Source organism: Enterobacter sp. YSU (assembly GCF_016082135.1).
Classification (GTDB): Bacteria; Pseudomonadota; Gammaproteobacteria; order Enterobacterales; family Enterobacteriaceae; genus Enterobacter; species Enterobacter hormaechei_C.
In genome coordinates this window covers 1,888,528-1,907,309 of the sequence record NZ_CP059487.1, presented here as the reverse complement: position 1 = coordinate 1,907,309, position 18,782 = coordinate 1,888,528, and the positions used below count along the sequence as shown (strand labels likewise).

The window sequence follows — 18,782 nt, the reverse complement described above, 5'->3', positions numbered from 1 at the left end:
GGTCAGATGTTAAGCAGTAAAAAAAGGAAGTCCCCTACAAATATCAAAGAATCGCTCAATGATAACGCTGACCGTTTTTATAAGATGTTTCGCATTCATACCACGGCAAAAGTTGCTATGTCGCTAATTGCCATGACCGCTGTAGGGTTTTCTTTCTACAATCTTTACGAACAATGGCAGGACGCTGAAGGGAAGAAAGACCATATAGCTGTAATACGGATTTCTGGCGAGATGGGTACCGGCTCGGAAACGGGCGATGGAACAGTGATCGCAACAGCTCTTGCCAAAGCTTACAATAATCCCCATGCCAAAGCAGTTATTATCGAGGCAGAGTCAGGTGGTGGTGGTCCCTCTGACGCCATCATTATTTACCGCCAGATAAACGCGCTTAAAAACCACCAGCCACAGATTGAACGCGTATCAGATGCCGGTGGCTCTCTTTCATCTGTAGCCGCTGACAAGAGTAACAAAACCGGGAGCACAGAACGTGGCGATGAAGCACGGTCGAAGCAAAACTCCCTCGAAGTACTCTCCAGCGGTACCGGTCGTTTTTTCTCTGATATCGCAGACTCATATAAACCAATCATCGTTAGTGTGAAAGGCATATGCGCATCCGCATGCTATTACGCGGTATCGCCCGCTGATGCAATTTATGCCGACAGTAATGCCCTGATCGGTTCTATCGGTGTGCGTATGGACCACTGGAATCTGTCAGAGATCATGAGCACAGTAGGCGTCAAGAATGAGCCCCTTACGGCCGGTGAGTTCAAAGATGCTCTTGACCCCTTCCACCCATTGTCCGATTCAACGAGGGAGTTCATGCAGAAGGAGATCCTGAACACGATGCATGAAAAATTTATAACTGATGTTGAACTTGGACGGGGTAAAAAGCTTCTCTCGCGTCATGATGCCGATGCTGTTTCTCTCTATTCAGGCCGTGTATGGCCAACACCTCAGGCAGTTAAGTACGGCCTGGTGGATGGAGATCTTACGTCAGTAGAGATCCGTACACGTCTTTCAAAAATGTACTCCACTGACACGTTCAAAAACTACAATGAGCCTCATCGTAATCTCCGTTCTGCACTCGGCATGCTGATGAGCCTGTCTTCAAATATTGAGAGCCTTACCGGTACCACTACCCGCTTAGTAGAATCTGTTAATGCCACCAGCTACCCCTCTGTGAGGTAACATGGATGCTTTCAATCTGCTGTGGAGCATTACGGGGGTAGCTTTCATTATCCTTATTTTCGTCGTGTTGCTGTGTCTGTTGGGATTTATGACCTCTGCCATAGCGGAACGGCGGACTGCAAAGGCAATTGAATCTGGGCTTCCTGAAGAAGCTCAGGGGCTACTTAGTGATCTCACCTTTCAGTTGTCGGCTCATAGCACTACGCAGGTTGATCACATTCTCGTAGCCCCACATGGTATATACGTCATAGAGCAGAAAAACTACGTAGGCAAGCTCTACGGTACTCTGGAGGAAAGCCACTGGCGGAAATGGACTCAGTCCCGAACCCTCAAGTTGCAGAACCCGTTTAAGCAAAACCAGGGGCACATCAGGGCTATTCAGTCTGCTCTTAAGGCTAGAGAACTGGAATGTATCAATGTCGTCATCATAAACGGACGTTGTAAGTTTGATGGCATCAAGCCGGAATGGTTATGTATGGGGATGGACGATTTTATCCATAAAGTCAAACAACGACGAGGGCTACGGTTGTTCACACCGGAGTCTGTTCAGCACATCTGTTCGGTGTTGAAGTCAACAAGGAAGTCGCCAGGGCTCTATACGGACCTTACTCATATTCATAACATAACGACAAAGTACAAAGCCCCGATGAAATTCGAGCAACGAGTAACATACATTCTGCTCAACTTTATCCATTATCTGTGGGCAAGTCTGTTCACTAAGCAGAAGCCTTAGCGCTCTATCATTGGTAAGGCTGTAAAATGTCTGCAAAAGGCCCCATCGGTAAATTGTTGGGGCTTTTTCTTTGCGTAGTTCTGATACGGTTTATCCTGTGGAGCATTATGGCCACCAGCCAGCTGGTGACTGGCCAACGCTTTGTATGACGTAGCCTACTCAGGGCAGGCTATTTTAGAGGGACCGATTTTTATCCGGGCTAATTTAGAAAGAGATAATTTGAACTTAGGCGGGCTGACCACCAGCAGAGAGGTAAATCACTAGCCGGTGATATTGACAGAAGTCGTCAGGGGTTTAACGCCGGAATATTTTGCCAGGCCTCCTGCAAGGTCTGCAAGACTTCTACAAGTGATAGTGACGGCCACAGGACTGTTTCCGTCATTATCACTCCAGGTGGCTCGCACTCTACTGGTACCAGAATTAAAACAACACGAGTTCCTTTTACCTGGTAGGCAAGGTTTACTGCCGGTTGGCGGTAGGAGGCCAGTACACCCTCACCATATTGAGCAGGGTTACTTGCCCAGTTCCGCACCATTGCATACACCTGAGGCATATACCGACTATCCAGATCCCCTTTGGGCCGTCTGAACGGCACGATTTCTTCTGAGCGGTAGGTGGTCGTTGTTGTATTGGTTGTCATCTTTGTCACCTCCCCTGTTCGTCCATTTAGAGTTTTAAGCTGCTTTACACATCACACTCAACTGATTATTTAAGCTGGTCATCGTCTCTGGCCAGCATAGCCCAACCATTCGCCTGGTTTTCGCGGGAGTAAGGATTCATTTCAAAATAACTATCTACCGCGTCGCTGTCCGCAACAGAACTGTTGTTAGCTCTCTTTGAACCCTGAACCACTACAGCATCAACCTCTGCGGCTTTCCCGTTGCGCTGTACCAGGATTTTAACCGTATTGGGCTTACGTCTTGCGAGCAGTTTGTTGGCGATAAAAAGCACAACAATCCAGGCCAAAAGCACGTATAAAAATGTATTCATAATGCCCTCCTTTGTATGTGATTATTATACCTGCTTCCATTGCAGGCCAAACAGGTTCGGTGCATGAAAAATAGACTTCTCTCCGGCGTATAGCAATCTACTTACTGATCTGTTTTCGTATCAAACTGTATGGCATAACCGAGGGGCGTACGTGGTGAGTCAGAAAGTTACTTTTCCGTAATAGTTAATTTCAGATCCTTCTTCCAGTTACGCTTCAGTATAAAACCGATACCCTCTAATTCAGCATCCTTCACGTTTAATACGCTTCACTTTAAGGCAGGGCTTTTCGGTTGAAATGAATTCTTTTTCCGGTTGCTGGACATGGGTTTCATCCTGATAGTTAAAGTTGCAGGCTATCAGTCACCACCACCACCTCCGTCACCTCCTCCACCGCCACCATCACAACCACCAGCTATGCTATTTTCACCATTACAATCACCTCCGAGGGGGTTCAAATGGCTGCTCCCCTGTAGATGGTGTCCTTGCCAGATCGAACCCGAACCAGCGCCTCCTGAGCGTCTTTGCTTGCCCTGAGGCAATTGTGCAGGCTCACCAGCACCGGCGGTACCAAAAATGTCCCGGGCAATTTTATAAAGAAGGTAAAAAGGTACGCCCAGCATCATAAAAAAGATTACTGAAAATATTACACGTTCCATTGATGATCTCCTGTCTTGTGAGAGACCAGTTATATCAGGGTGATTCAGTATTTCCGTTTAGAAAAGAGTACTAATTTGGCCCTGTTCGCTCTTAATTTGCCATCCGGGAAAAAGTCATAGGGATAGGCCTGCCAGAGTCAATAACTTCCAGTGATCTGGAGGAGACCCCGGCTCTCTGAGCCCTCATGGATGGTACGGCTTTACCCCTTGTAAACAGATTCACGTTCCGCAGGACAAACATCGACTACTGACGTCTCATATTTGCTGACGCTAATCCGACGTCTCATTGCCGTCTGCTTGTTTTCTTTAAAGGGTGTATTAGACGAATATCAAATCGGAATGGTAGGGGATGTGTGGGCACCATGCCCGGCCCTCTTTGAGCATCTGAGAGATTGGAGACCTAGCCGGGTAAGATAGCTACTTTCTTACGGGTTACCCTTCAAATCCAAAGACGAAACGGACGCTGCCGTTCTCCACGTGGAGACGCTTTACTTCTTCGACAAATTCCTGGATCACCTCTCCGGCGTTATCGGGTGGTATGGCTGACAAAATTTCTTCCGAAGTCAGCCATGAGTATGAATGTTCACCGAATAAATCATCATCTTCGGACGGTATATCATCAGGTAATCCGCGTAATGCGTGGATAAAAACTGCTGATGTGCTCGCCCTTTCACGATCTACATCAAATCCGAGCCAGGCAAAGTGGAGATATGATCGGTCCCCTTTATAATTGCTTGATAAATTAATCCATTTACCAGGCTTTTCTTCCCTTTGAAATCGCCAGCAGATATCAACGCCCATTAAGAAACTCCATTACTATCGTTCGTATGAGATAACTATCATTTCAGAATACTATGACTTCTTCCCGTATAGAACTAATCGCTCACGCCATTTAGCTACTTACTTTTTTTACGTACGCTTGCAGCGCAGTACCTTGAGAGAAGTAAGTAAGACTGGGCGAAGCCAACCGGTTCCGCCACCTCGCTCACCGGCTTTTAGGCGTAAGCACTGAAGTCAGCCTCCATGCTAACTGGCGAGCCTGCGAAAGTCAGACTCGTTGTTATAAAGCGGCATATCGTAAGCAGTGTCTGAAATGAACATTCGGATCTGCTCAAGCGTCATGCCACAATGAAAACGGGTTACGCTCACATTGGCCCGGGGGAAGTCAGCACAAAATGCATTCAAAACATTCTCATGGACAATACCAATGTTGATTAACGCAGCTGGCCCGTTGTCACGGAAAGATACGACACGGAATCCCCCATACCAGCCTGACTGGGAGAAAAATGAAAATGCACTCGTTGCCAGACCATTAGACAGGTCATAGCGCAATTTCCCGCTCAGAGACTGGCTGTCTCTGCTGTACACGCGATTAATGAAAATGCCGGGACCAACTTCTACCGGCTGCTTGTTGCTTGCTAAACACGGAAAGCCCACCAGCGAAACCTCCCTTTCTCCTAACCAGTTTACCTGATACCCGGCAGTGAGAAAGTCAGTCAGTTCTACGCCAGAAAGAGCATTAATGGCCGCAATATCGGTATCCAAAATATTTACGTTTTTCATATTCATCTCATCTATATTCTAAAGTGCGTTTTTTGTCTATCAGCCCGAGGATTGAAAATTTGAATATTTAATGTGACAGAAAAATACCTGTCACCTTTTCAAAAACTGCCTGCAATTGAATATCGAGAGAGTCCATTTTAAAATCCACCAGCTCAGCTTTATTATCGCAAACCGAATAAAAATAGGAGTCAAATGCGTCTGTATCTTCATCTTTAAAAATACGGAAGGAATTAATTTTATTATGCCCTTCAAATTCGGCATGAATACCATAGCGAACCGAGCCGTCATCGAACTGAACAACCCGTCGTACAGAATTAATCCGGACGTACTGTTTTAAGGCCCTCGCGAAATCGGCATTTAACGCCAACGCTCGTAAGATTGAATCAGCGGTTTCATTCTGCTTTTTACGATCATATTCAAACATCCCACAGCCGGTGTTACGAAAGACCGGCTGAAGAGCATTAACCAGGTTGAAGGAATCCACGTTTCTGTCGTTTCTGTACATGAGATATCTCCTGCCCCTCCGCTATACGAAGGGGCTTGATAGGGTTACTGCCAGGCTGCGATCACTTCTTCGCACTGGAAATGAGATAAGCACTGCTGGAGTAAAAGGGCCAGCACCGCTGTGTTAGGGACGCGATTGTTACACCACGCGTTGAATAGCAGCTGCCATGGACCGGCATAATACCCGGCCAGTTTCTTTTTTTGTTTATCTGTGCAGCAGCTGGAAATGGCCTGCTGATAAAGGCTTTCATTCTCGGCACCAGAGCGTTGTTGCAGTGCCTGATAAATATAGGAGTAGACAGAATCGGAGCAATTAGATGCATAGGCCAGATTGGTTTTCATAATACCTCCTGTGTTTTTGGGTATTATATAAAACTCCGACCTACTGGCTAATAACCCACACTGTAATTTCTTTTAAAAACACAATAAATTTTCAAAATTGGACCAGTGTGGATTTAAGCGAGCAGTTTAAATCTTTATGAACTAGCTTTCAAAGAGGTTGGTTTTTCGGGAAGTTTTTTGCCAGACCAGCATGTTGGTTTTTTTTCTGTAGTGCAGATTAGCTGGTACCTGCCCCTTCTTACCTCTTTGAGCAATGACTGTTTGAAATATGGTAAGCCCAGTTCAAAAACCCAGTAACGACCGTCTGCAAAAACGACTGAATTTTCAACGCCATCCGAAGCCACCAAGGATGCATCATTAAGTAGACGTTCTTCATAATGAAATGGTAATGAAAATGTCAGATATAACGCACAAAGTACAAAGATTCCTGTGAGACTAACTGCCAGTGAACCACAATAACCAGAATAAACATTTAAATTTCTTTTGATAAATTTCTCATGCAAGATTACAAGCAGACAGAATACACAAGCTACCAGCCCAAATCCTACATGCAGATAAAACTGTCTTATTTCATCATTCCAGACGATGTTGTCCCATTTCGTGCTTAAGATTGAACCCAACAAGGAGATAATAAAAGCGGCAATTTGAGAACTGATAAAGTAGGAGAAAGCTGACTTTGAAGTTATTTTTTTCATAGAAACAGGAACCTCTTTACCTCGTTCCTGATCAGAGAAAAGACACAAAACGCACCATGCGCAAAAAACTGCAAGTCCAGATGCAATAATCTCGCGTAAAAACATATTAAACGTTTCCGATAATGAATAAGTAATTACCATATCCTCTCCGTAAGTCTACATATAATTCAGACGTGACAAATAATTAAAGGCATTGCTATTCTATCATTATGCATTGCGTTTAAAATCATTTCTAATTCAGCAGAGTAGCGATACAGGCATTTCGCTATCCTAAAATCTGGTAGCTTTCCATTTCCTTGCTGAGATAAATCAAAATAATTCTATTTATTGCCTATTCGGATGCTGCAAAACCTTATAAATCCGGATGTATATCACTTAACAGTGAACCATTCGGTGACTTGCTCTCCGTGAGGTCCACCGGGTTTATCCAGTAGGGAACATTCTGCTTTTACCGTTTACTGCATACGCGAGCAGGAATTCTGTTGCAGTTCTGCATTTGCCTGCTTTTCCAGTGCTGTCATAACCCGGCGGAGCATCGCCAGAGCCTGAACAGGCGAGCTCCCAAACTGCACTTTCACTTCATCCGTATCATGATCCTGAATCAGGTCGAGGATGTTCACTTCGATCCCTGCCCCGTTTTCATCTTTTGCCGTGCACTGAATACTTACCCGGGTCACCGAATCCGTCAGGACTGGCAGTGGGTTAGTCTTGTCTACGTTGATAAAAGCCTTCTTCATTGCCCTGTTTCCCCTTGTCCTGAAAAAGTTACCGACCCGTCCGGATGGAGGGGTCGGTCAGAAAATCATGCCTGTCCCTTATTCATCTTCTCAGCATGCTTACGCAGGTACTCTTTCAGGTCAGCATGAGCATTGATGATATCGTTCATTTCATCATTGGTCAGAACAAGCGTGTAAGTATCAGTGCTGACAGATTCACCTTCTTTAAGCTTGGCTTCTTCAGCAATACGTTCAAAAATCGGGATCGCGGTGTCGGCAATGACGGTCACGGTCTTTTTGTTCAGAACGCTGGACATGGATGGTGCTTTACCTGCCGGGTTCTGTTTAGGAGCGCTGTCCTTTGGAGCCGGAGCTGGTTCCTGTACCGGTGGCGTAACCAGCGTCTCTGTATTGCTTTCATCATTCAGTTGATCCGGTACCGGGGTGTTAACGGTAGCATTACCTGCCGGTTGCTCATCACCGGAGTTTTCCGGAGTCTGCGGATCTGCCATGCGCTCTTCTACCTTGGCAGCTTTGACGAATTTCAGCGTGTTTTTCGTCGCTTTACCATAGATGGAGATCGCCTTGTTGATGTTATCTACCGCATCCTCACCGCTGTACATATACTCGTCCAGCGCAACGTACATGCTCACCTGATCGCTCACAAGCATGGTCTGTAGTTCAGAAGGCAGGTCCAGTACGCGAACCATCTGGCGAAGATGCTGCTCTGATTTACCACGTTTTTTTGCCAGTTCCGCAAAGGTCTTAGGCTCTTCTTTATCTTCAACAAGACGCTTAATTGAAAGCGCTTCAGCTACGACAGACAGCGCCAGGTTGGAGTTGCCGGTCAGGGTGAAGAGTTCTGCTTTTGAAGCGCTACCGCGAAACTCTTCGCAGCGAATACGAGTAATGCGTTCACGCCCTTCTGCTTCCAGCTGGCGGTTTGCAATAGCGATGGAACGGATACGGCAAGCCCCCTGACGCAGTACAGGTACGCCATTAACCATCTGAACAACGATAGGCGTCACGCTGAACGGGTCTTCCATGTAGGCATCGGCCAGGCTGTTCAGGTGTTCCACAACGTGAGGCATTGAATAGTAGAGCTCGCCCATACCGGCCGTGCGGGTGTTAAAGCCTTCCTGCTCTACAACAACCGAAGGGTCAATGATAAGGCCGTTACCTTTACGGGCACCGTTACCAGTGCGTTCCAGGTAACCACGAAGGCTGATTTCGTTGCTGTTGTTTTTTACTTCAGTTTCGATTGCGGACATTTTTGTTCTCTCTTTTGGTTGGTTGTTTAACTGCGCTACAACACAACAATACCAGGTTCGACATTTTTTCTAATAGGTTGCACAGAAGAAAAAGTAACTTTTCTTAAAAAAAATTCCTGAGACAATACTACTCGATCCGTCCGTTTTAAATCTTCACAACAGTGGGCCGTTTTTACGTTTAAGCAAAATAGCTGGTTCAGAAGGTGAGTCGGAGAGAAAAGTTACTTTTCCGGTTGTCTGGGCCAGTGATGAGAGAGTGGCAGGACAGGAATGGCTAAACCGGTGCGGGTCTCTTGTAAGTCGCAGGGGATTGAGGAGATATAGAGGTAAACCGGTACGTTCAGTTTTTGGATTGAGCCGGGCTTTTGGCCCGGGCTTAAGGAAGCGGAAATTTGAACGAACTGGCAGGTAATGATTTATGCCGCCGACAGCTGGCCGTCAGTGCTTTGCTGTTCTGGTTTGACAGTTGGGGGATAACCGGCAGTTAGCCGCTGGCATTCCGCATCACAGAAAGCCCTGAGGTTGCTGAAGACGGACTCCATGAAATCAGCATGAGCATACGAGTCTACAGGACGTGTCTTGTTATCTTTCATCTTGTTCTCCTCAATCATTATTAAAACCAGCGGATTTAGTTCCTGGCGCTCCATCTGCTGACCGGCTTTCCCAGAGAGCAGCGATGTGTCGGGTTCTGTTTCTCATTTTATCGTTTTCATCGGGCCCATCCGGCCGTATAAGAGACCGATTTGGCATGTTTAAGAAACGTACTGGCGACATTAAAAGCTGAGGTTGGCTTTGGAATAAAAGGATACTTTTCCCGTTTGTCAGGTCTTTCGCTACCGCTGCACGATGATTCTGTCAGGCATTCTGCGCCCTCCTTGGCTGTACATCTTGAAACAAGCGGTGGGATGTTCCCTTCCCCCTGCTCACCGCAGAATAATTGGCAAGTCCCGACGGTCGTTCCGTACGAGCCGGGTCCAAATAATGAATAAATACAACGCCACTTCAATTGTATTGACAATAGAAGTTAGGAGGATCATAGTGTCATTCATGGTGCGGCTTTCGCACCACCGCCCCGGCGGTACCGGGCAGAACTGGAGTACCTCATGAAACTTTCCCGTCAGACGACTTCTGATACTTCTGTTGATGGCCGTTCACGCGCATATGCCTGGGGCCGTGTCCATTATTTCATTATCGAACATGCACCAATGGCTGAGCTGGTCGCTATTGACGAGCTGCTGGAAAAAGCTGGCTGGAGCAATGACGGCTGTCCGAACTATGAGAAAGATGACGAGTTTGGTAATGCTGGTTACAGCTGTGGTTACTGGATCGATATTGACAGCGTGGGAAGCTTCAAGGCTGACTACAAACGTCTTAAGGGTGAGATTAGTGCGCATATCGCCTCAAAGGCGGCAGAGGTGGAGATCCGCGCACTGGACTCGATGTCCGACAAAGAATGTAAAGATGTTGCCTCGGTGGCATGTACTGTTCGCCGTGACTTACGTACGCAGTCCGAATCGCTTCATTCACTGCGTACTATCGTAACGGTTGATCATTACAATCCCTATGTGATCACCAGCCGCCCGCTGAGCATTTCCGCCTGGACACTTATCCACGACTGTCTGAAAACCGGCACCATCAATGACGTCTGTTCACGGTTGAGTTCATTAATCCTGCACTCTGAAGCCGCGATTGCCCGTTGTAAGGGAAGCTCCGACTACTCTTCGGAACACGCTCAGCTATCGTTTTTTGCTGGTAACGACTATGTCACCAGACGCACCCTTGTTGATGCAGCTCACGAAGAGGCTCTGCGAATGAACCGCCGCTTTGATGAACGTATTGCAATGAACGCGGATTCTGATGCCAGAAGGCTCCAGTGCGAATTCAACCTGAGCAACCATGTCGTACAGCGTCGGACCGTTGAATCTGCTCATATCCAGGCAATCAACGAAGACGTCACCCGTTCACAGGCGGAACCACGCTGCCCTGGAAAGCTTCTTCTGAAAATGACCAGTCATGAGGAAGTGCGGGACTCACTGAGCACCTGTTAGTCCAGCGACACCCCCTGCGGCTCTACTACCGGGCCGCAGTCTGCTCCGGCCAGATGGTGCCAGTGGCGTAATGAATTTGTTTAATAAGGCTGAGTATGATGAATAAAGAACAACTAATCGACAAACTGGAACGCGTGGTATGTGGTCAGTACTCCTACGAAATGCAGGAGCTTGCGTATTCGGCCCTCTGCTGCATTAAAGGCACCCCGGACGACTGCGCTAAGTTCCCTGTTACGCGTCCGCTGCCTGACACCTTAGTGGACGTATGGGACGAGATCGGGCAATACCTTGGCACAGGCAAAGCCATTGAAACTCGCAGTTGCGGCGTTTCGCTTCTGCTTCATGGACACTGCTACGATTCAAATCATGTGCTGTACTGGCGCAATGCTGGCGCACTTCCAGCAGCTTGCGATACGCCACTGGCTGGTGGGTCTCGCAAACTGTTCACCTGCTCAGCCTGTGGAGTGGACGGTCTGGATGAACCACCTGAAACCAGTTGCCACTGCTGCACAGAGGGGGCCCACTGGATTGAGAGCAGGCTCTTCACCTCCGGGCAGGCAGACCCTGAAGAATTTAGACCCGTGGCGGTCGTGAAAGAGTGTGCAGGCTCAACGCCGGATGATCGGCTCATCTGGAGCGTGATTGAACAGCTCAACGGCGAACTGGCGGAAGGCGATAAACTATTTAAGCGACGCTGACAGATCACGTCAGCATTTATATCAGACGAACTCCAGAATAATTTAAAGCAACCATGAACATGAAAAAGCCCAAAGCTGCATTACAGAATGCCATGAAAGAAGATGTGCCAGCTGTGACACAGATTCAGATGCGATCTACGGTTTCCAGAAAGGTTCGCTATGTAAAACAGGCAAATCGAGAGGGTCTGAAATTATCTGAGTGGATGTCGCGGCATCTCGACGCTGTCTGTGATACCGCAGATGAGATTCATAAAGGCAAACGCTCAACTCCGGTTGCGCCTGGGAAGATTCCCCCTGAGGTATACCAGGTGATATACGATCAGTGCGGCGGGTTCGTGGAGTGTGATGCTAATGCCCAGGTAATCTGGGAAGCCTGCCGTGATGCCATTCTTAACGGAGACAAAGGGTAAACGGCAGGTATCGCCTGTCATTTTTACCCTTGTGAGGAAAATCCTGATGAACCATGAGAGCCGAACTGTATACCTGAACACGGCCATTGAGGCCCTGTTGAAAGCTGAGGCGGCTCTGAACGAGCTGGCATTAGCCTATGTACTCAAACCAGGTGAAAAGGCAAGCGCATGCCATCCCCGAACCGGTACGCTTTCCACAGCTTCCCAGGTAAGAAAACTTCGCCGTGTTCTAGAAAAAAACAAGTTATGACGGCCCTTATACGCTGGCATAATGTACCGTGCTTCGCTCATCCCAGCAGTATGGGTTTTAAACTCTTCCATTTTTAAGAGTACGGGAAGAGCCTTATTATTGTCGCATACCCTACGGATGCATTGCAGTTCAAACCGCTGTTCGGTGCAATTATTGCTGTATCCGGCGGATTTGAAAATGACAGAAATAGTGATGTAAAGCTCCGCCATTAAAGAAATGCCCCGTAGTTTGGCGAATCAACTTTCTGAATTATCTCGATGAACACCATTTAAGGAAATCGAATGTGTGATTTTTGCAGGGCTGACGAAAATTACTTTCATATGGCAGAATGCGTGTATGACCAACTGGTTAAAGAGTATCCCGTAATGTGGCTGCGGGATTCAACCCGGATCGGGGCCTGCTACCTCTGTCGAGAACTGCTGTCGCCGGAGGGGATGGTCCTGGCGATGCAGAGCGCTTTCCCTGCGAAGGGATGGCGGCTGCGTATTTGGTACAATGAAACCATTGACGAAGAGATAGAACCGCAGCGTGGAGACTGTATTGAGCTGTCCTCCAGGGCGGACGCTCTGCTGTCCTTCATGTCGTTCCAGGAAAAGGTTTAGCGCTGCGGCCCCCCTCACAAAAAGGCGCTTTCCGCGACAAATCTGGTACGACCGGACAACGTTGAGTCAATTCTTGCTTCCCCGCAGAAGAATCCCTATGAAGTAAAGTAGAGGTAGGCATTACGCCCACCAGCAAACCTGATAACTGTTCTTTGCGTAACATCCTCAAACTTCTGGTGCCTTCGTAGACTGCGATGCGAATGCCCATGAGCTGAATTCACCGTATCATTTGACCGGATGCAGCGAGAACAGAAATGACAATGTTTGAACGATTTGCCAGACGGCCATAAAACTCTACTGGGTACAGAATAAGGACTGACCGCAATGGCTACGTTCTATGAGCTACCGACCAGTGAGAAGTCCATTGTTTCCGGTACGTGCCCGGACGAGCACCGGTGAAATTTTTCCCGACTGGATTACGCTAAGGCTTTTGAACGGTTTGCGTGAAGTGGGACTCTTTGGGTCTGGTTCTTGATTTATACAAAAGGCTATATGCCACAAGACGGGAGGAAAAAAGGGTTTCCCCGACTGGAGAAACCCTTTCAAAAGGTGCCGATGGCATACTAATCCACACCCCGAAAAGAGGGGGTTGCCCCCCTCTTTGTCAGCTACTTACCGGATTCGTAGGCCAGGATAGCAGATACCTCCCTTGTTCCGTCTTTCATCCGCAACTCGCAAAGCGAGTTTCGTGTGAGCCAGGTGAATATCAACAGCGTTAAACAAACTATTAATATGCACAAAACAATGGGTTGGTTCGGCATTTTCATGGCCTTCTTCTCCTTGCATTTAAGCAGGCAAGAGGCTACTCTGAATGTGACTAGCATACAGGGGCCTCGGGTTGTACTGACCCCAAAAAGTTGGACAGTCAAACAGTGTTACCGCTGGCTGGGGCAAAAGCCTCCAGCACCAGCGTTATTATACCACCCTGCCCTGATCAGCCAAACACCCCGCCTACATAAATTACTGATTTTTCATTTATTTGACATGATTCACTTCCGGTTGTCGGCGAAAGTCATTTTATACTAAAGAAAAGGGTAACGGGCAGCTGCTGGGTCGGAACATACAGTGCAGTTCCTGCCCGTTTAATTTCCGGATGCAATGGTAGGATCAGGAGGCACTGCTTCCGTTGATTAGGGAAATCTTATGTGCCTGAATACGGCTGTATTCGAGATGGGATGCAATATTACAGATGCGCTCCAGTCGATCATGCAGCCTCGTGTAGGTCAGTCGATGAATACCGGACATTTCATCAAGTAGCCAGCGCTTGATGTAAGGGTTACAGGAAAGCCGGGCAAGATCGTCGTCATCCACTTCGTCAAAGAACCAGTACTGCTCCATCGGGACTACCTGAAATATCCACGGCCGGGGATAGTCCCCTGTGACAACCAAAAACCATGCAAGAAAGCATAGACACAGCTCAACGACCATAAGCATCGAAAATTGCGAATAACTTAGACCGGGCACATAGGGTGAACTATCCGCAACATACCCCCTGAGCAATTCCGCCACAAGGTAGCCCAATAGCGTCAAGGCCAGCATCAGGGTCAGGATTAATCCCCCATTAAACGCTACCGAAGCCTTTTGAACCCGATCAGGTGCTGTCCGGCTGCGATAGTTGGTCACTACTCTTTCTACAAGTGCCCTTATGGCAGCCTGTTCTTTACTGACATCAGCTCCGGAAAAACCGGACGGGCTTTTATTTAATTCAGTCATACCCCACTCCTGTTATGTGCTCTACTTAACAAACACGTAGATCATACAGAGCTCACGGACGCACTCCTGCCAGATAAAGGAGGGAATTTGGCTGTAAGACGGTTAGCCAACAGTTCAGGTTATGCGTGGGATCCGCCCAGTCAGAAAGGATTCCGTTAATAACAGGCAAGGTTAAAGGCAGATGGACGGTGAAATTGTGGGTGCTAAAAGGGGGTATTACTCTTTTTCCTGCATAGCGGTTTTTTCAGCCCGGGTGGCCAGACGAACATTTCCGAAAGGCTCACGGACAAGCAGTGGCTTCTCCTTCTTCCAGCCCCTGATAGCCGTTTCTCCAAACCGACGTGGTGCATTGCCGTTCCAGCGAGCAATCACATGGTTATCATGAATTTCAATAATGACAACGGGGTGGACAATGACCGTTGAAATGGTGGTATTTCCCATTTTGGTACGGGTTACAGACCAAACCTGCATCCCGGATTCCAGCTGGCTGATTTTCATATTATATCCTTAAGCCATCACGAACTGCGCCACAAACAATTAATGTGGCGCAATTTACCATAAACAATAAACATCAGATACCCGTGAAAAGATTTCCCTTTATTTTAAAATTCTTCTGGAGAAAAAATGATATTTCCAGAAGAGGTCAGCGAAATTCAGAAACGGCCATCACAATGGTGCTGCGCTGACGCTGGCGTTCTGCCTTGCGCTGCCTGCGGCGATAGATCTGTTTTGCGCTGACGTAAGGGCAGTCCTCACGGGTATACCAGCAGCAGCCGCAAGGTTCGGGCCGGGGTTTTCCGGCAAGTCCAAATGGTTTCATCAAGTCACCTTTTTAATGTTTTTAATGGAAAGATACTTACCTAACCCATTGTTTTATAGGAAATAACGTTGTTGCATAAACAGATACAGATAACCCTCAGGAGAAAACATGCAAAGGTTATCAGTGATAACCGCGTCCAGATACCGAGTGTCAGTCTGTAAACGTTTTATCACCAGAAAATGTGCTGCCGCAGCCTTAATGCCAGAACTACCGTTTACAACATTATGTATACCCGCTTTGAATAACGAACGAGCATGAATTACCTTTTCCCGGGCCGCTTCGATCTCAGCATTAATAACGCATTGCCGCGCCTGGATGACTGCCTCTCCGGTTAAATCGCGGAAATTCATTAGAGATGTGATCATGATTGACTCTCCAGATTATGTGGAATCATTATAACAACTGGCACCACGCCACAAATAACCTGAGATAAATTCTTTGAAATATTCCTATATATAAGGAATTACAGTCGGAAAAGAAACAATGAAATAGCGCCGACCGCTTAAAATCGATAAATTAAAATGGACGGCACTGGAATGAAAAACTGAAAGTAGTAAGACCGTAATTATCCTTCACGGATGTAAGCTTTAAAAGAGGAGTACTGGCAAAGCTTTGCCAAGTACTTCGGCGGTTGTGTCTACGATTTTACGGATGTCATCGATCTGCGAAGGCTTATTCAACACCACCGTAAAAAGCTCTCCTTCGTTATCAGCCTGCTCGCAGTTTCCGTATCGGCTCCCGTCGTACAGCTGCACAATACGTGACATAGAAGACTTTGTTTGTTTCATGGCTTTGCACCTGCTTTTAGGCAGTTTGGTTACTGGTTATCAGAAGCTGGTTTCATGCGCTTCCGGCTGGGACACGAACTGGTATTTGACGCCGCCAGGCACACCTACTGCTTCGGCAATAGAGTCGCAAAGCCGCGATAAATCATTTAGTGTCATCGGATATTCAATATCTACTGAATATAAAGCACCTGCATTTTCAGCATCTTCGATGTTTTTATACTGGGCACTAAATATAGCAATGGTCTGAATTTCGTGGTTATGCATGAACCGGTCCTTATTAAATTATAAAAGCCACCCGAGAGTGGCCTGAGTGGAAACTTAAATCTGTGAAGTATATTTGAGAGATTTTTTGCGATCCAGATGCCGGGCAACAATGGTTCCGATAACAAGTAGCGTGATGACCGCACTGAAGAAGGTGCTGTCAGGGACGCCCTGGAAAAAATCACTGAAACTGTAAACAATAAAAATCAATGCGCAAAAATAGAAAACGATACGAACATAAGGGGTAAAAAACATTTTCATCGGTTGCCTTCCATTCAGGGAGAATTCTCAGTAATTACATCACACCTGAAGAGAAACTATTTTCGTATAAATGAGCATTTTCGACATATCAGAGGGGGGTTTTACTCATAAATGAGGTAGTAAGGGTCACACTTGAGATGAAAGTTACTTTCCTGGCTGCGAACGAACTATCTCAAATGTTAGAGGTGTGCGTTCGCCTTAAGAGCTTCATGCCCTGAGGAGCTCAACTTGAGCCGATAGTATAAACCTGGCTCCAGATGCCTTACTGGCTGGCATAACTCCACGAGGCCCAGCCGGAACAGGACCGGAGAGCTCCTGCACGTCACATCATCAGGATTCCCCATAAACGTACGCCGTTCTCTGGCCCGTCTGAAATTGCCAGAGATATCATAGATCGTGCCGGATGCCATCCGTCTTAACACGTAAATCTGCGCCCTTGTAAGCTTCTGGGCGGAACTGCTTAAACCTGACATACCTTCCCGGCCTTATATAAAACAATCCGCCAGCAGCTCGACTGGCGGACAATGTTTGACTGGAAACAGCAAGGACATACTATTTGCTGACAAGTTTGATATTGGTTTCACTCATTCGAAGTCGAAACTCCTGAAAACCCTGCTCTACCGCTAACTCCAGCCACTCAACGGGAATGGTATAGCTACAATCAGACCCACCCAAAGCGGCATCACAAGCGTAATCCCAGTCCTCATCCAGTTTTGGATTCATCCCCTGGGCGTAAGCCACAGTATCGCGGGATGCGGGAGAGCCCTCAAGCTCAGCATTAGTGATCAGGTATACACCATGACTGTGCGCGAGAAGCACTTTTGGCACCAGATGTGTGCTGGCAATTTTTGAGGATGAGGGAAAGAAAACCCTACCAGCTTTACGCGCCTCTTCTTCAGTCTGTCCCTCAGCGTTAAGGAGGGCTCCCCCCGGATAGCATGCCGGGTCATAGATCTGATCTGGGGTGACCGAAAACGTTTTTGCGGTGCGAATTTCTTCGATCAGTTTATTGATATCTGCCATTTCAAATACGAGAGTGGTCACAGGCTTACTCTCCCTCTTCAGTGGACAACATCAGATACTTTGTTGCCAGCAGAAGCTCTCCCACATCCTTGAGGGACAATTCAGCTTTGCCTTCTACGGCAAGCTGCAAGCGCTGTCGAATTGCATGAACAGAATCTGAAGATAAAGATGCCATTTTGCGCAAAACGGCATTAGCCTTTTCTACAGCAGGATACAGAATTTCTGAGTTGGTATTATCTTCGTCATTATCAAAGATAATTTCAGAATCCATATTGATGTTATCTTCAAGCCAGCTTGAAAGCACTTCAAGTAATGACATCACCTTTTCAATTTGCATATCGCCTCCTCTGTTAACATGAAACAAATATAACAAAGTGGCTTACCCGGCTAATAACCTGAGCAGAAAGTTTTCGAACTTAGTTTGAAAACAAGTTTTCTGCTCAGGTTAATGTTAAAGTCGCTGGGTAAAAGATAAAAGGCACTGAAGATGATTTAAGCATCAAACAGACTAAATAGGATTCCGTCTTTTATAACGCTTTTAAAATAGAATGAATGAAATATAAATTTTGCGTTTAAGAATGAACGCTGTAGAGGATGATTTATCCAGTGATATGCAGTTTGTGGCCTTTAAAAAGGCTTTATTATGGACTTGAATTGCAAAGAGAGCACCGACATTTTTCTGGGGGCTCCCGCAGAGAAAAAGCTGTGAGGTTATGAAGACGTATAGGAGGTATTCGGCGAAATACTGTATGGCCACAGGAGAGCTTCAGCACCCATATCCTGCCGCCTCGCTCGCCTGTGGTGATTTCAATATGTTCTACGTCATACCACGTAGTTGTATTTCTCACTTTGTTTATGCTTCCTGACACCGCGTGAACGCAATCTTCGTCTGGATGCGTTCATAGATGGAAAACTGCCTTTCAATGGAATCGGCATTAGACAGTAATTCATGAAGCTCAGCAGAATCTGTATCAGGAACGATAGCGACAGAAACTCCATATTTACGCCCAGTTCTGATCAGGTGCGCAAGTTTTTCCTTCTCTGATTCTGTGAGCATTGCCAGATCCCTTCCGGATACCTGCTCGATAAATGGACCAAGGTTTTTCGGAAAAAAGGGTTCGGCATCAGAATTATGTACCGGGAGCGTTTGCGGCTTATCGAAGCTATTGGACATGAAAAGAACCTTTATAGTTAGAGAGGTGGAGACTGAATGCGTAGCCCATTAAAATTAGTAGTGCCACACTCGAATG

General features: G+C 46.9%; 29 protein-coding genes and 1 pseudogene. 7 read left to right on the top strand and 23 right to left on the bottom strand.

The annotated features are described in order from the left end of the window. Positions 1-6: 6 nt before the first annotated feature. Both H2Z33_RS09210 and H2Z33_RS09205 read left to right on the top strand, forming a co-directional pair. On the top strand, positions 7-1,188 hold the full coding sequence (locus H2Z33_RS09210; RefSeq protein WP_000952985.1) for a S49 family peptidase: 1,182 nt from the start codon (positions 7-9) through the stop codon (positions 1,186-1,188). Between the two features lies 1 nt (position 1,189). Further along, positions 1,190-1,921 carry a nuclease-related domain-containing protein gene (locus tag H2Z33_RS09205; protein ID WP_000338612.1) on the top strand — a complete coding sequence of 244 codons (732 nt, stop codon included), beginning with the start codon at positions 1,190-1,192 and terminating at the stop codon, positions 1,919-1,921. Between the two features lie 286 nt (positions 1,922-2,207). On the opposite strand, the gene H2Z33_RS09200 is transcribed toward H2Z33_RS09205, so the two are convergent. From H2Z33_RS09200 to H2Z33_RS09150, 11 genes are all read right to left on the bottom strand, one after another. Further along, positions 2,208-2,561 (bottom strand): hypothetical protein, encoded by a 354-nt coding sequence (locus H2Z33_RS09200; RefSeq protein WP_000210769.1) that lies wholly within the window; start codon positions 2,559-2,561, stop codon positions 2,208-2,210. Between the two features lie 65 nt (positions 2,562-2,626). Then, a complete protein-coding gene (locus tag H2Z33_RS09195) occupies positions 2,627-2,911 on the bottom strand; it encodes a hypothetical protein (RefSeq protein ID WP_001091367.1) in 285 nt (94 codons plus the stop codon). Between the two features lie 356 nt (positions 2,912-3,267). After that, positions 3,268-3,567 carry a hypothetical protein gene (locus H2Z33_RS09190; protein WP_000442693.1) on the bottom strand — a complete coding sequence of 100 codons (300 nt, stop codon included), beginning with the start codon at positions 3,565-3,567 and terminating at the stop codon, positions 3,268-3,270. Positions 3,568-3,999: 432 nt separating this feature from the next. Continuing rightward, positions 4,000-4,368, bottom strand: coding sequence for a hypothetical protein (locus H2Z33_RS09185; RefSeq protein WP_000537761.1), 369 nt, complete (start codon positions 4,366-4,368; stop codon positions 4,000-4,002). 225 nt (positions 4,369-4,593) lie between these two features. Next, complete coding sequence (locus tag H2Z33_RS09180; protein WP_000800251.1) at positions 4,594-5,130, bottom strand: hypothetical protein; 537 nt, start codon at positions 5,128-5,130, stop codon at positions 4,594-4,596. A 67-nt stretch (positions 5,131-5,197) separates the two neighbouring features. Then, a complete protein-coding gene (locus H2Z33_RS09175) occupies positions 5,198-5,635 on the bottom strand; it encodes a hypothetical protein (protein ID WP_000286108.1) in 438 nt (145 codons plus the stop codon). 44 nt (positions 5,636-5,679) lie between these two features. Further along, positions 5,680-5,976, bottom strand: coding sequence for a hypothetical protein (locus tag H2Z33_RS09170; protein WP_000856246.1), 297 nt, complete (start codon positions 5,974-5,976; stop codon positions 5,680-5,682). Between the two features lie 134 nt (positions 5,977-6,110). Continuing rightward, positions 6,111-6,812 carry a hypothetical protein gene (locus tag H2Z33_RS09165; RefSeq protein WP_000237191.1) on the bottom strand — a complete coding sequence of 234 codons (702 nt, stop codon included), beginning with the start codon at positions 6,810-6,812 and terminating at the stop codon, positions 6,111-6,113. A 314-nt stretch (positions 6,813-7,126) separates the two neighbouring features. After that, the gene (locus H2Z33_RS09160; RefSeq protein ID WP_000708863.1) at positions 7,127-7,408 is read right to left on the bottom strand and encodes a hypothetical protein; all 282 of its coding nucleotides are present in this window, start codon (positions 7,406-7,408) and stop codon (positions 7,127-7,129) included. A 65-nt stretch (positions 7,409-7,473) separates the two neighbouring features. Beyond that, positions 7,474-8,658 carry a hypothetical protein gene (locus H2Z33_RS09155; protein WP_001272971.1) on the bottom strand — a complete coding sequence of 395 codons (1,185 nt, stop codon included), beginning with the start codon at positions 8,656-8,658 and terminating at the stop codon, positions 7,474-7,476. A 416-nt stretch (positions 8,659-9,074) separates the two neighbouring features. Continuing rightward, entirely contained in the window at positions 9,075-9,251 is a 177-nt protein-coding gene (locus tag H2Z33_RS09150) for a hypothetical protein (RefSeq protein WP_001371930.1), read from the bottom strand. Between the two features lie 510 nt (positions 9,252-9,761). Here H2Z33_RS09150 and H2Z33_RS09145 point away from each other — a divergent pair. From H2Z33_RS09145 to H2Z33_RS09130, 5 genes are all read left to right on the top strand, one after another. Continuing rightward, complete coding sequence (locus tag H2Z33_RS09145; RefSeq protein WP_198091830.1) at positions 9,762-10,706, top strand: DUF5417 domain-containing protein; 945 nt, start codon at positions 9,762-9,764, stop codon at positions 10,704-10,706. Positions 10,707-10,801: 95 nt separating this feature from the next. Continuing rightward, the gene (locus H2Z33_RS09140; protein WP_001371889.1) at positions 10,802-11,404 is read left to right on the top strand and encodes a hypothetical protein; all 603 of its coding nucleotides are present in this window, start codon (positions 10,802-10,804) and stop codon (positions 11,402-11,404) included. Positions 11,405-11,463: 59 nt separating this feature from the next. Continuing rightward, positions 11,464-11,814, top strand: coding sequence for a hypothetical protein (locus H2Z33_RS09135; protein ID WP_000743059.1), 351 nt, complete (start codon positions 11,464-11,466; stop codon positions 11,812-11,814). A 46-nt stretch (positions 11,815-11,860) separates the two neighbouring features. Then, the gene (locus H2Z33_RS23400; RefSeq protein WP_001015183.1) at positions 11,861-12,064 is read left to right on the top strand and encodes a hypothetical protein; all 204 of its coding nucleotides are present in this window, start codon (positions 11,861-11,863) and stop codon (positions 12,062-12,064) included. A 281-nt stretch (positions 12,065-12,345) separates the two neighbouring features. Continuing rightward, positions 12,346-12,666: a hypothetical protein gene (locus tag H2Z33_RS09130; RefSeq protein ID WP_000332796.1), complete on the top strand. Its 321-nt coding sequence runs from the start codon at positions 12,346-12,348 to the stop codon at positions 12,664-12,666. A gap of 608 nt (positions 12,667-13,274) precedes the next feature. Here the strand turns inward: H2Z33_RS09130 and H2Z33_RS09125 are convergent. The 12 genes and pseudogenes from H2Z33_RS09125 to H2Z33_RS09075 form a co-directional block, all read right to left on the bottom strand. Next, the gene (locus tag H2Z33_RS09125; RefSeq protein ID WP_223152483.1) at positions 13,275-13,394 is read right to left on the bottom strand and encodes a type I toxin-antitoxin system Hok family toxin; all 120 of its coding nucleotides are present in this window, start codon (positions 13,392-13,394) and stop codon (positions 13,275-13,277) included. Continuing rightward, a pseudogene (locus H2Z33_RS23395) lies at positions 13,342-13,452 on the bottom strand (DUF5431 family protein); the annotation flags it as partial. The pseudogene H2Z33_RS23395 and the gene H2Z33_RS09125, both read right to left, overlap by 53 nt. Before the next feature lie 321 nt (positions 13,453-13,773). After that, positions 13,774-14,379 (bottom strand): hypothetical protein, encoded by a 606-nt coding sequence (locus H2Z33_RS09120; protein ID WP_000137794.1) that lies wholly within the window; start codon positions 14,377-14,379, stop codon positions 13,774-13,776. Positions 14,380-14,595: 216 nt separating this feature from the next. Further along, entirely contained in the window at positions 14,596-14,877 is a 282-nt protein-coding gene (locus tag H2Z33_RS09115) for a hypothetical protein (protein ID WP_000703842.1), read from the bottom strand. 145 nt (positions 14,878-15,022) lie between these two features. Next, positions 15,023-15,199, bottom strand: a complete 177-nt coding sequence (locus H2Z33_RS09110; RefSeq protein WP_000802040.1) for a hypothetical protein — start codon at positions 15,197-15,199, stop codon at positions 15,023-15,025. A 53-nt stretch (positions 15,200-15,252) separates the two neighbouring features. Further along, a complete protein-coding gene (locus H2Z33_RS09105; protein ID WP_000633161.1) occupies positions 15,253-15,564 on the bottom strand; it encodes a hypothetical protein in 312 nt (103 codons plus the stop codon). 222 nt (positions 15,565-15,786) lie between these two features. After that, positions 15,787-15,987, bottom strand: a complete 201-nt coding sequence (locus H2Z33_RS09100) for a hypothetical protein (protein WP_000814953.1) — start codon at positions 15,985-15,987, stop codon at positions 15,787-15,789. 39 nt (positions 15,988-16,026) lie between these two features. Then, positions 16,027-16,251 carry a hypothetical protein gene (locus H2Z33_RS09095; protein ID WP_000551490.1) on the bottom strand — a complete coding sequence of 75 codons (225 nt, stop codon included), beginning with the start codon at positions 16,249-16,251 and terminating at the stop codon, positions 16,027-16,029. A 54-nt stretch (positions 16,252-16,305) separates the two neighbouring features. Beyond that, a complete protein-coding gene (locus H2Z33_RS09090) occupies positions 16,306-16,509 on the bottom strand; it encodes a hypothetical protein (RefSeq protein ID WP_000781547.1) in 204 nt (67 codons plus the stop codon). Between the two features lie 552 nt (positions 16,510-17,061). Further along, a complete protein-coding gene (locus H2Z33_RS09085) occupies positions 17,062-17,553 on the bottom strand; it encodes a DUF3085 domain-containing protein (protein ID WP_001371932.1) in 492 nt (163 codons plus the stop codon). A gap of 4 nt (positions 17,554-17,557) precedes the next feature. Continuing rightward, on the bottom strand, positions 17,558-17,869 hold the full coding sequence (locus H2Z33_RS09080; RefSeq protein WP_001165367.1) for a DUF957 domain-containing protein: 312 nt from the start codon (positions 17,867-17,869) through the stop codon (positions 17,558-17,560). Positions 17,870-18,385: 516 nt separating this feature from the next. Further along, positions 18,386-18,706, bottom strand: coding sequence for a hypothetical protein (locus tag H2Z33_RS09075; RefSeq protein ID WP_000071366.1), 321 nt, complete (start codon positions 18,704-18,706; stop codon positions 18,386-18,388). Positions 18,707-18,782: the final 76 nt, after the last annotated feature.

What these genes read in the sequence shown, in the direction of transcription:
- H2Z33_RS09150 (WP_001371930.1), bottom strand. Translation starts at nt 9,251, where the DNA reads ATGAAAGATAACAAGACACGTCCTGTAGACTCGTATGCTCATGCTGAT.
- H2Z33_RS09190 (WP_000442693.1), bottom strand. Translation starts at nt 3,567, where the DNA reads ATGGAACGTGTAATATTTTCAGTAATCTTTTTTATGATGCTGGGCGTA.
- H2Z33_RS09115 (WP_000703842.1), bottom strand. Translation starts at nt 14,877, where the DNA reads ATGAAAATCAGCCAGCTGGAATCCGGGATGCAGGTTTGGTCTGTAACC.
- H2Z33_RS09170 (WP_000856246.1), bottom strand. Translation starts at nt 5,976, where the DNA reads ATGAAAACCAATCTGGCCTATGCATCTAATTGCTCCGATTCTGTCTAC.
- H2Z33_RS09135 (WP_000743059.1), top strand. Translation starts at nt 11,464, where the DNA reads ATGAAAAAGCCCAAAGCTGCATTACAGAATGCCATGAAAGAAGATGTG.
- H2Z33_RS09105 (WP_000633161.1), bottom strand. Translation starts at nt 15,564, where the DNA reads ATGATCACATCTCTAATGAATTTCCGCGATTTAACCGGAGAGGCAGTC.
- H2Z33_RS09140 (WP_001371889.1), top strand. Translation starts at nt 10,802, where the DNA reads ATGATGAATAAAGAACAACTAATCGACAAACTGGAACGCGTGGTATGT.
- H2Z33_RS23400 (WP_001015183.1), top strand. Translation starts at nt 11,861, where the DNA reads ATGAACCATGAGAGCCGAACTGTATACCTGAACACGGCCATTGAGGCC.
- H2Z33_RS09110 (WP_000802040.1), bottom strand. Translation starts at nt 15,199, where the DNA reads ATGAAACCATTTGGACTTGCCGGAAAACCCCGGCCCGAACCTTGCGGC.
- H2Z33_RS09075 (WP_000071366.1), bottom strand. Translation starts at nt 18,706, where the DNA reads ATGTCCAATAGCTTCGATAAGCCGCAAACGCTCCCGGTACATAATTCT.
- H2Z33_RS09175 (WP_000286108.1), bottom strand. Translation starts at nt 5,635, where the DNA reads ATGTACAGAAACGACAGAAACGTGGATTCCTTCAACCTGGTTAATGCT.
- H2Z33_RS09200 (WP_000210769.1), bottom strand. Translation starts at nt 2,561, where the DNA reads ATGACAACCAATACAACAACGACCACCTACCGCTCAGAAGAAATCGTG.
- H2Z33_RS09180 (WP_000800251.1), bottom strand. Translation starts at nt 5,130, where the DNA reads ATGAAAAACGTAAATATTTTGGATACCGATATTGCGGCCATTAATGCT.
- H2Z33_RS09195 (WP_001091367.1), bottom strand. Translation starts at nt 2,911, where the DNA reads ATGAATACATTTTTATACGTGCTTTTGGCCTGGATTGTTGTGCTTTTT.
- H2Z33_RS09210 (WP_000952985.1), top strand. Translation starts at nt 7, where the DNA reads ATGTTAAGCAGTAAAAAAAGGAAGTCCCCTACAAATATCAAAGAATCG.
- H2Z33_RS09155 (WP_001272971.1), bottom strand. Translation starts at nt 8,658, where the DNA reads ATGTCCGCAATCGAAACTGAAGTAAAAAACAACAGCAACGAAATCAGC.
- H2Z33_RS09165 (WP_000237191.1), bottom strand. Translation starts at nt 6,812, where the DNA reads ATGGTAATTACTTATTCATTATCGGAAACGTTTAATATGTTTTTACGC.
- H2Z33_RS09205 (WP_000338612.1), top strand. Translation starts at nt 1,190, where the DNA reads ATGGATGCTTTCAATCTGCTGTGGAGCATTACGGGGGTAGCTTTCATT.
- H2Z33_RS09090 (WP_000781547.1), bottom strand. Translation starts at nt 16,509, where the DNA reads ATGAAAATGTTTTTTACCCCTTATGTTCGTATCGTTTTCTATTTTTGC.
- H2Z33_RS09160 (WP_000708863.1), bottom strand. Translation starts at nt 7,408, where the DNA reads ATGAAGAAGGCTTTTATCAACGTAGACAAGACTAACCCACTGCCAGTC.
- H2Z33_RS09130 (WP_000332796.1), top strand. Translation starts at nt 12,346, where the DNA reads ATGTGTGATTTTTGCAGGGCTGACGAAAATTACTTTCATATGGCAGAA.
- H2Z33_RS09100 (WP_000814953.1), bottom strand. Translation starts at nt 15,987, where the DNA reads ATGAAACAAACAAAGTCTTCTATGTCACGTATTGTGCAGCTGTACGAC.
- H2Z33_RS09095 (WP_000551490.1), bottom strand. Translation starts at nt 16,251, where the DNA reads ATGCATAACCACGAAATTCAGACCATTGCTATATTTAGTGCCCAGTAT.
- H2Z33_RS09120 (WP_000137794.1), bottom strand. Translation starts at nt 14,379, where the DNA reads ATGACTGAATTAAATAAAAGCCCGTCCGGTTTTTCCGGAGCTGATGTC.
- H2Z33_RS09185 (WP_000537761.1), bottom strand. Translation starts at nt 4,368, where the DNA reads ATGGGCGTTGATATCTGCTGGCGATTTCAAAGGGAAGAAAAGCCTGGT.
- H2Z33_RS09145 (WP_198091830.1), top strand. Translation starts at nt 9,762, where the DNA reads ATGAAACTTTCCCGTCAGACGACTTCTGATACTTCTGTTGATGGCCGT.
- H2Z33_RS09080 (WP_001165367.1), bottom strand. Translation starts at nt 17,869, where the DNA reads ATGCAAATTGAAAAGGTGATGTCATTACTTGAAGTGCTTTCAAGCTGG.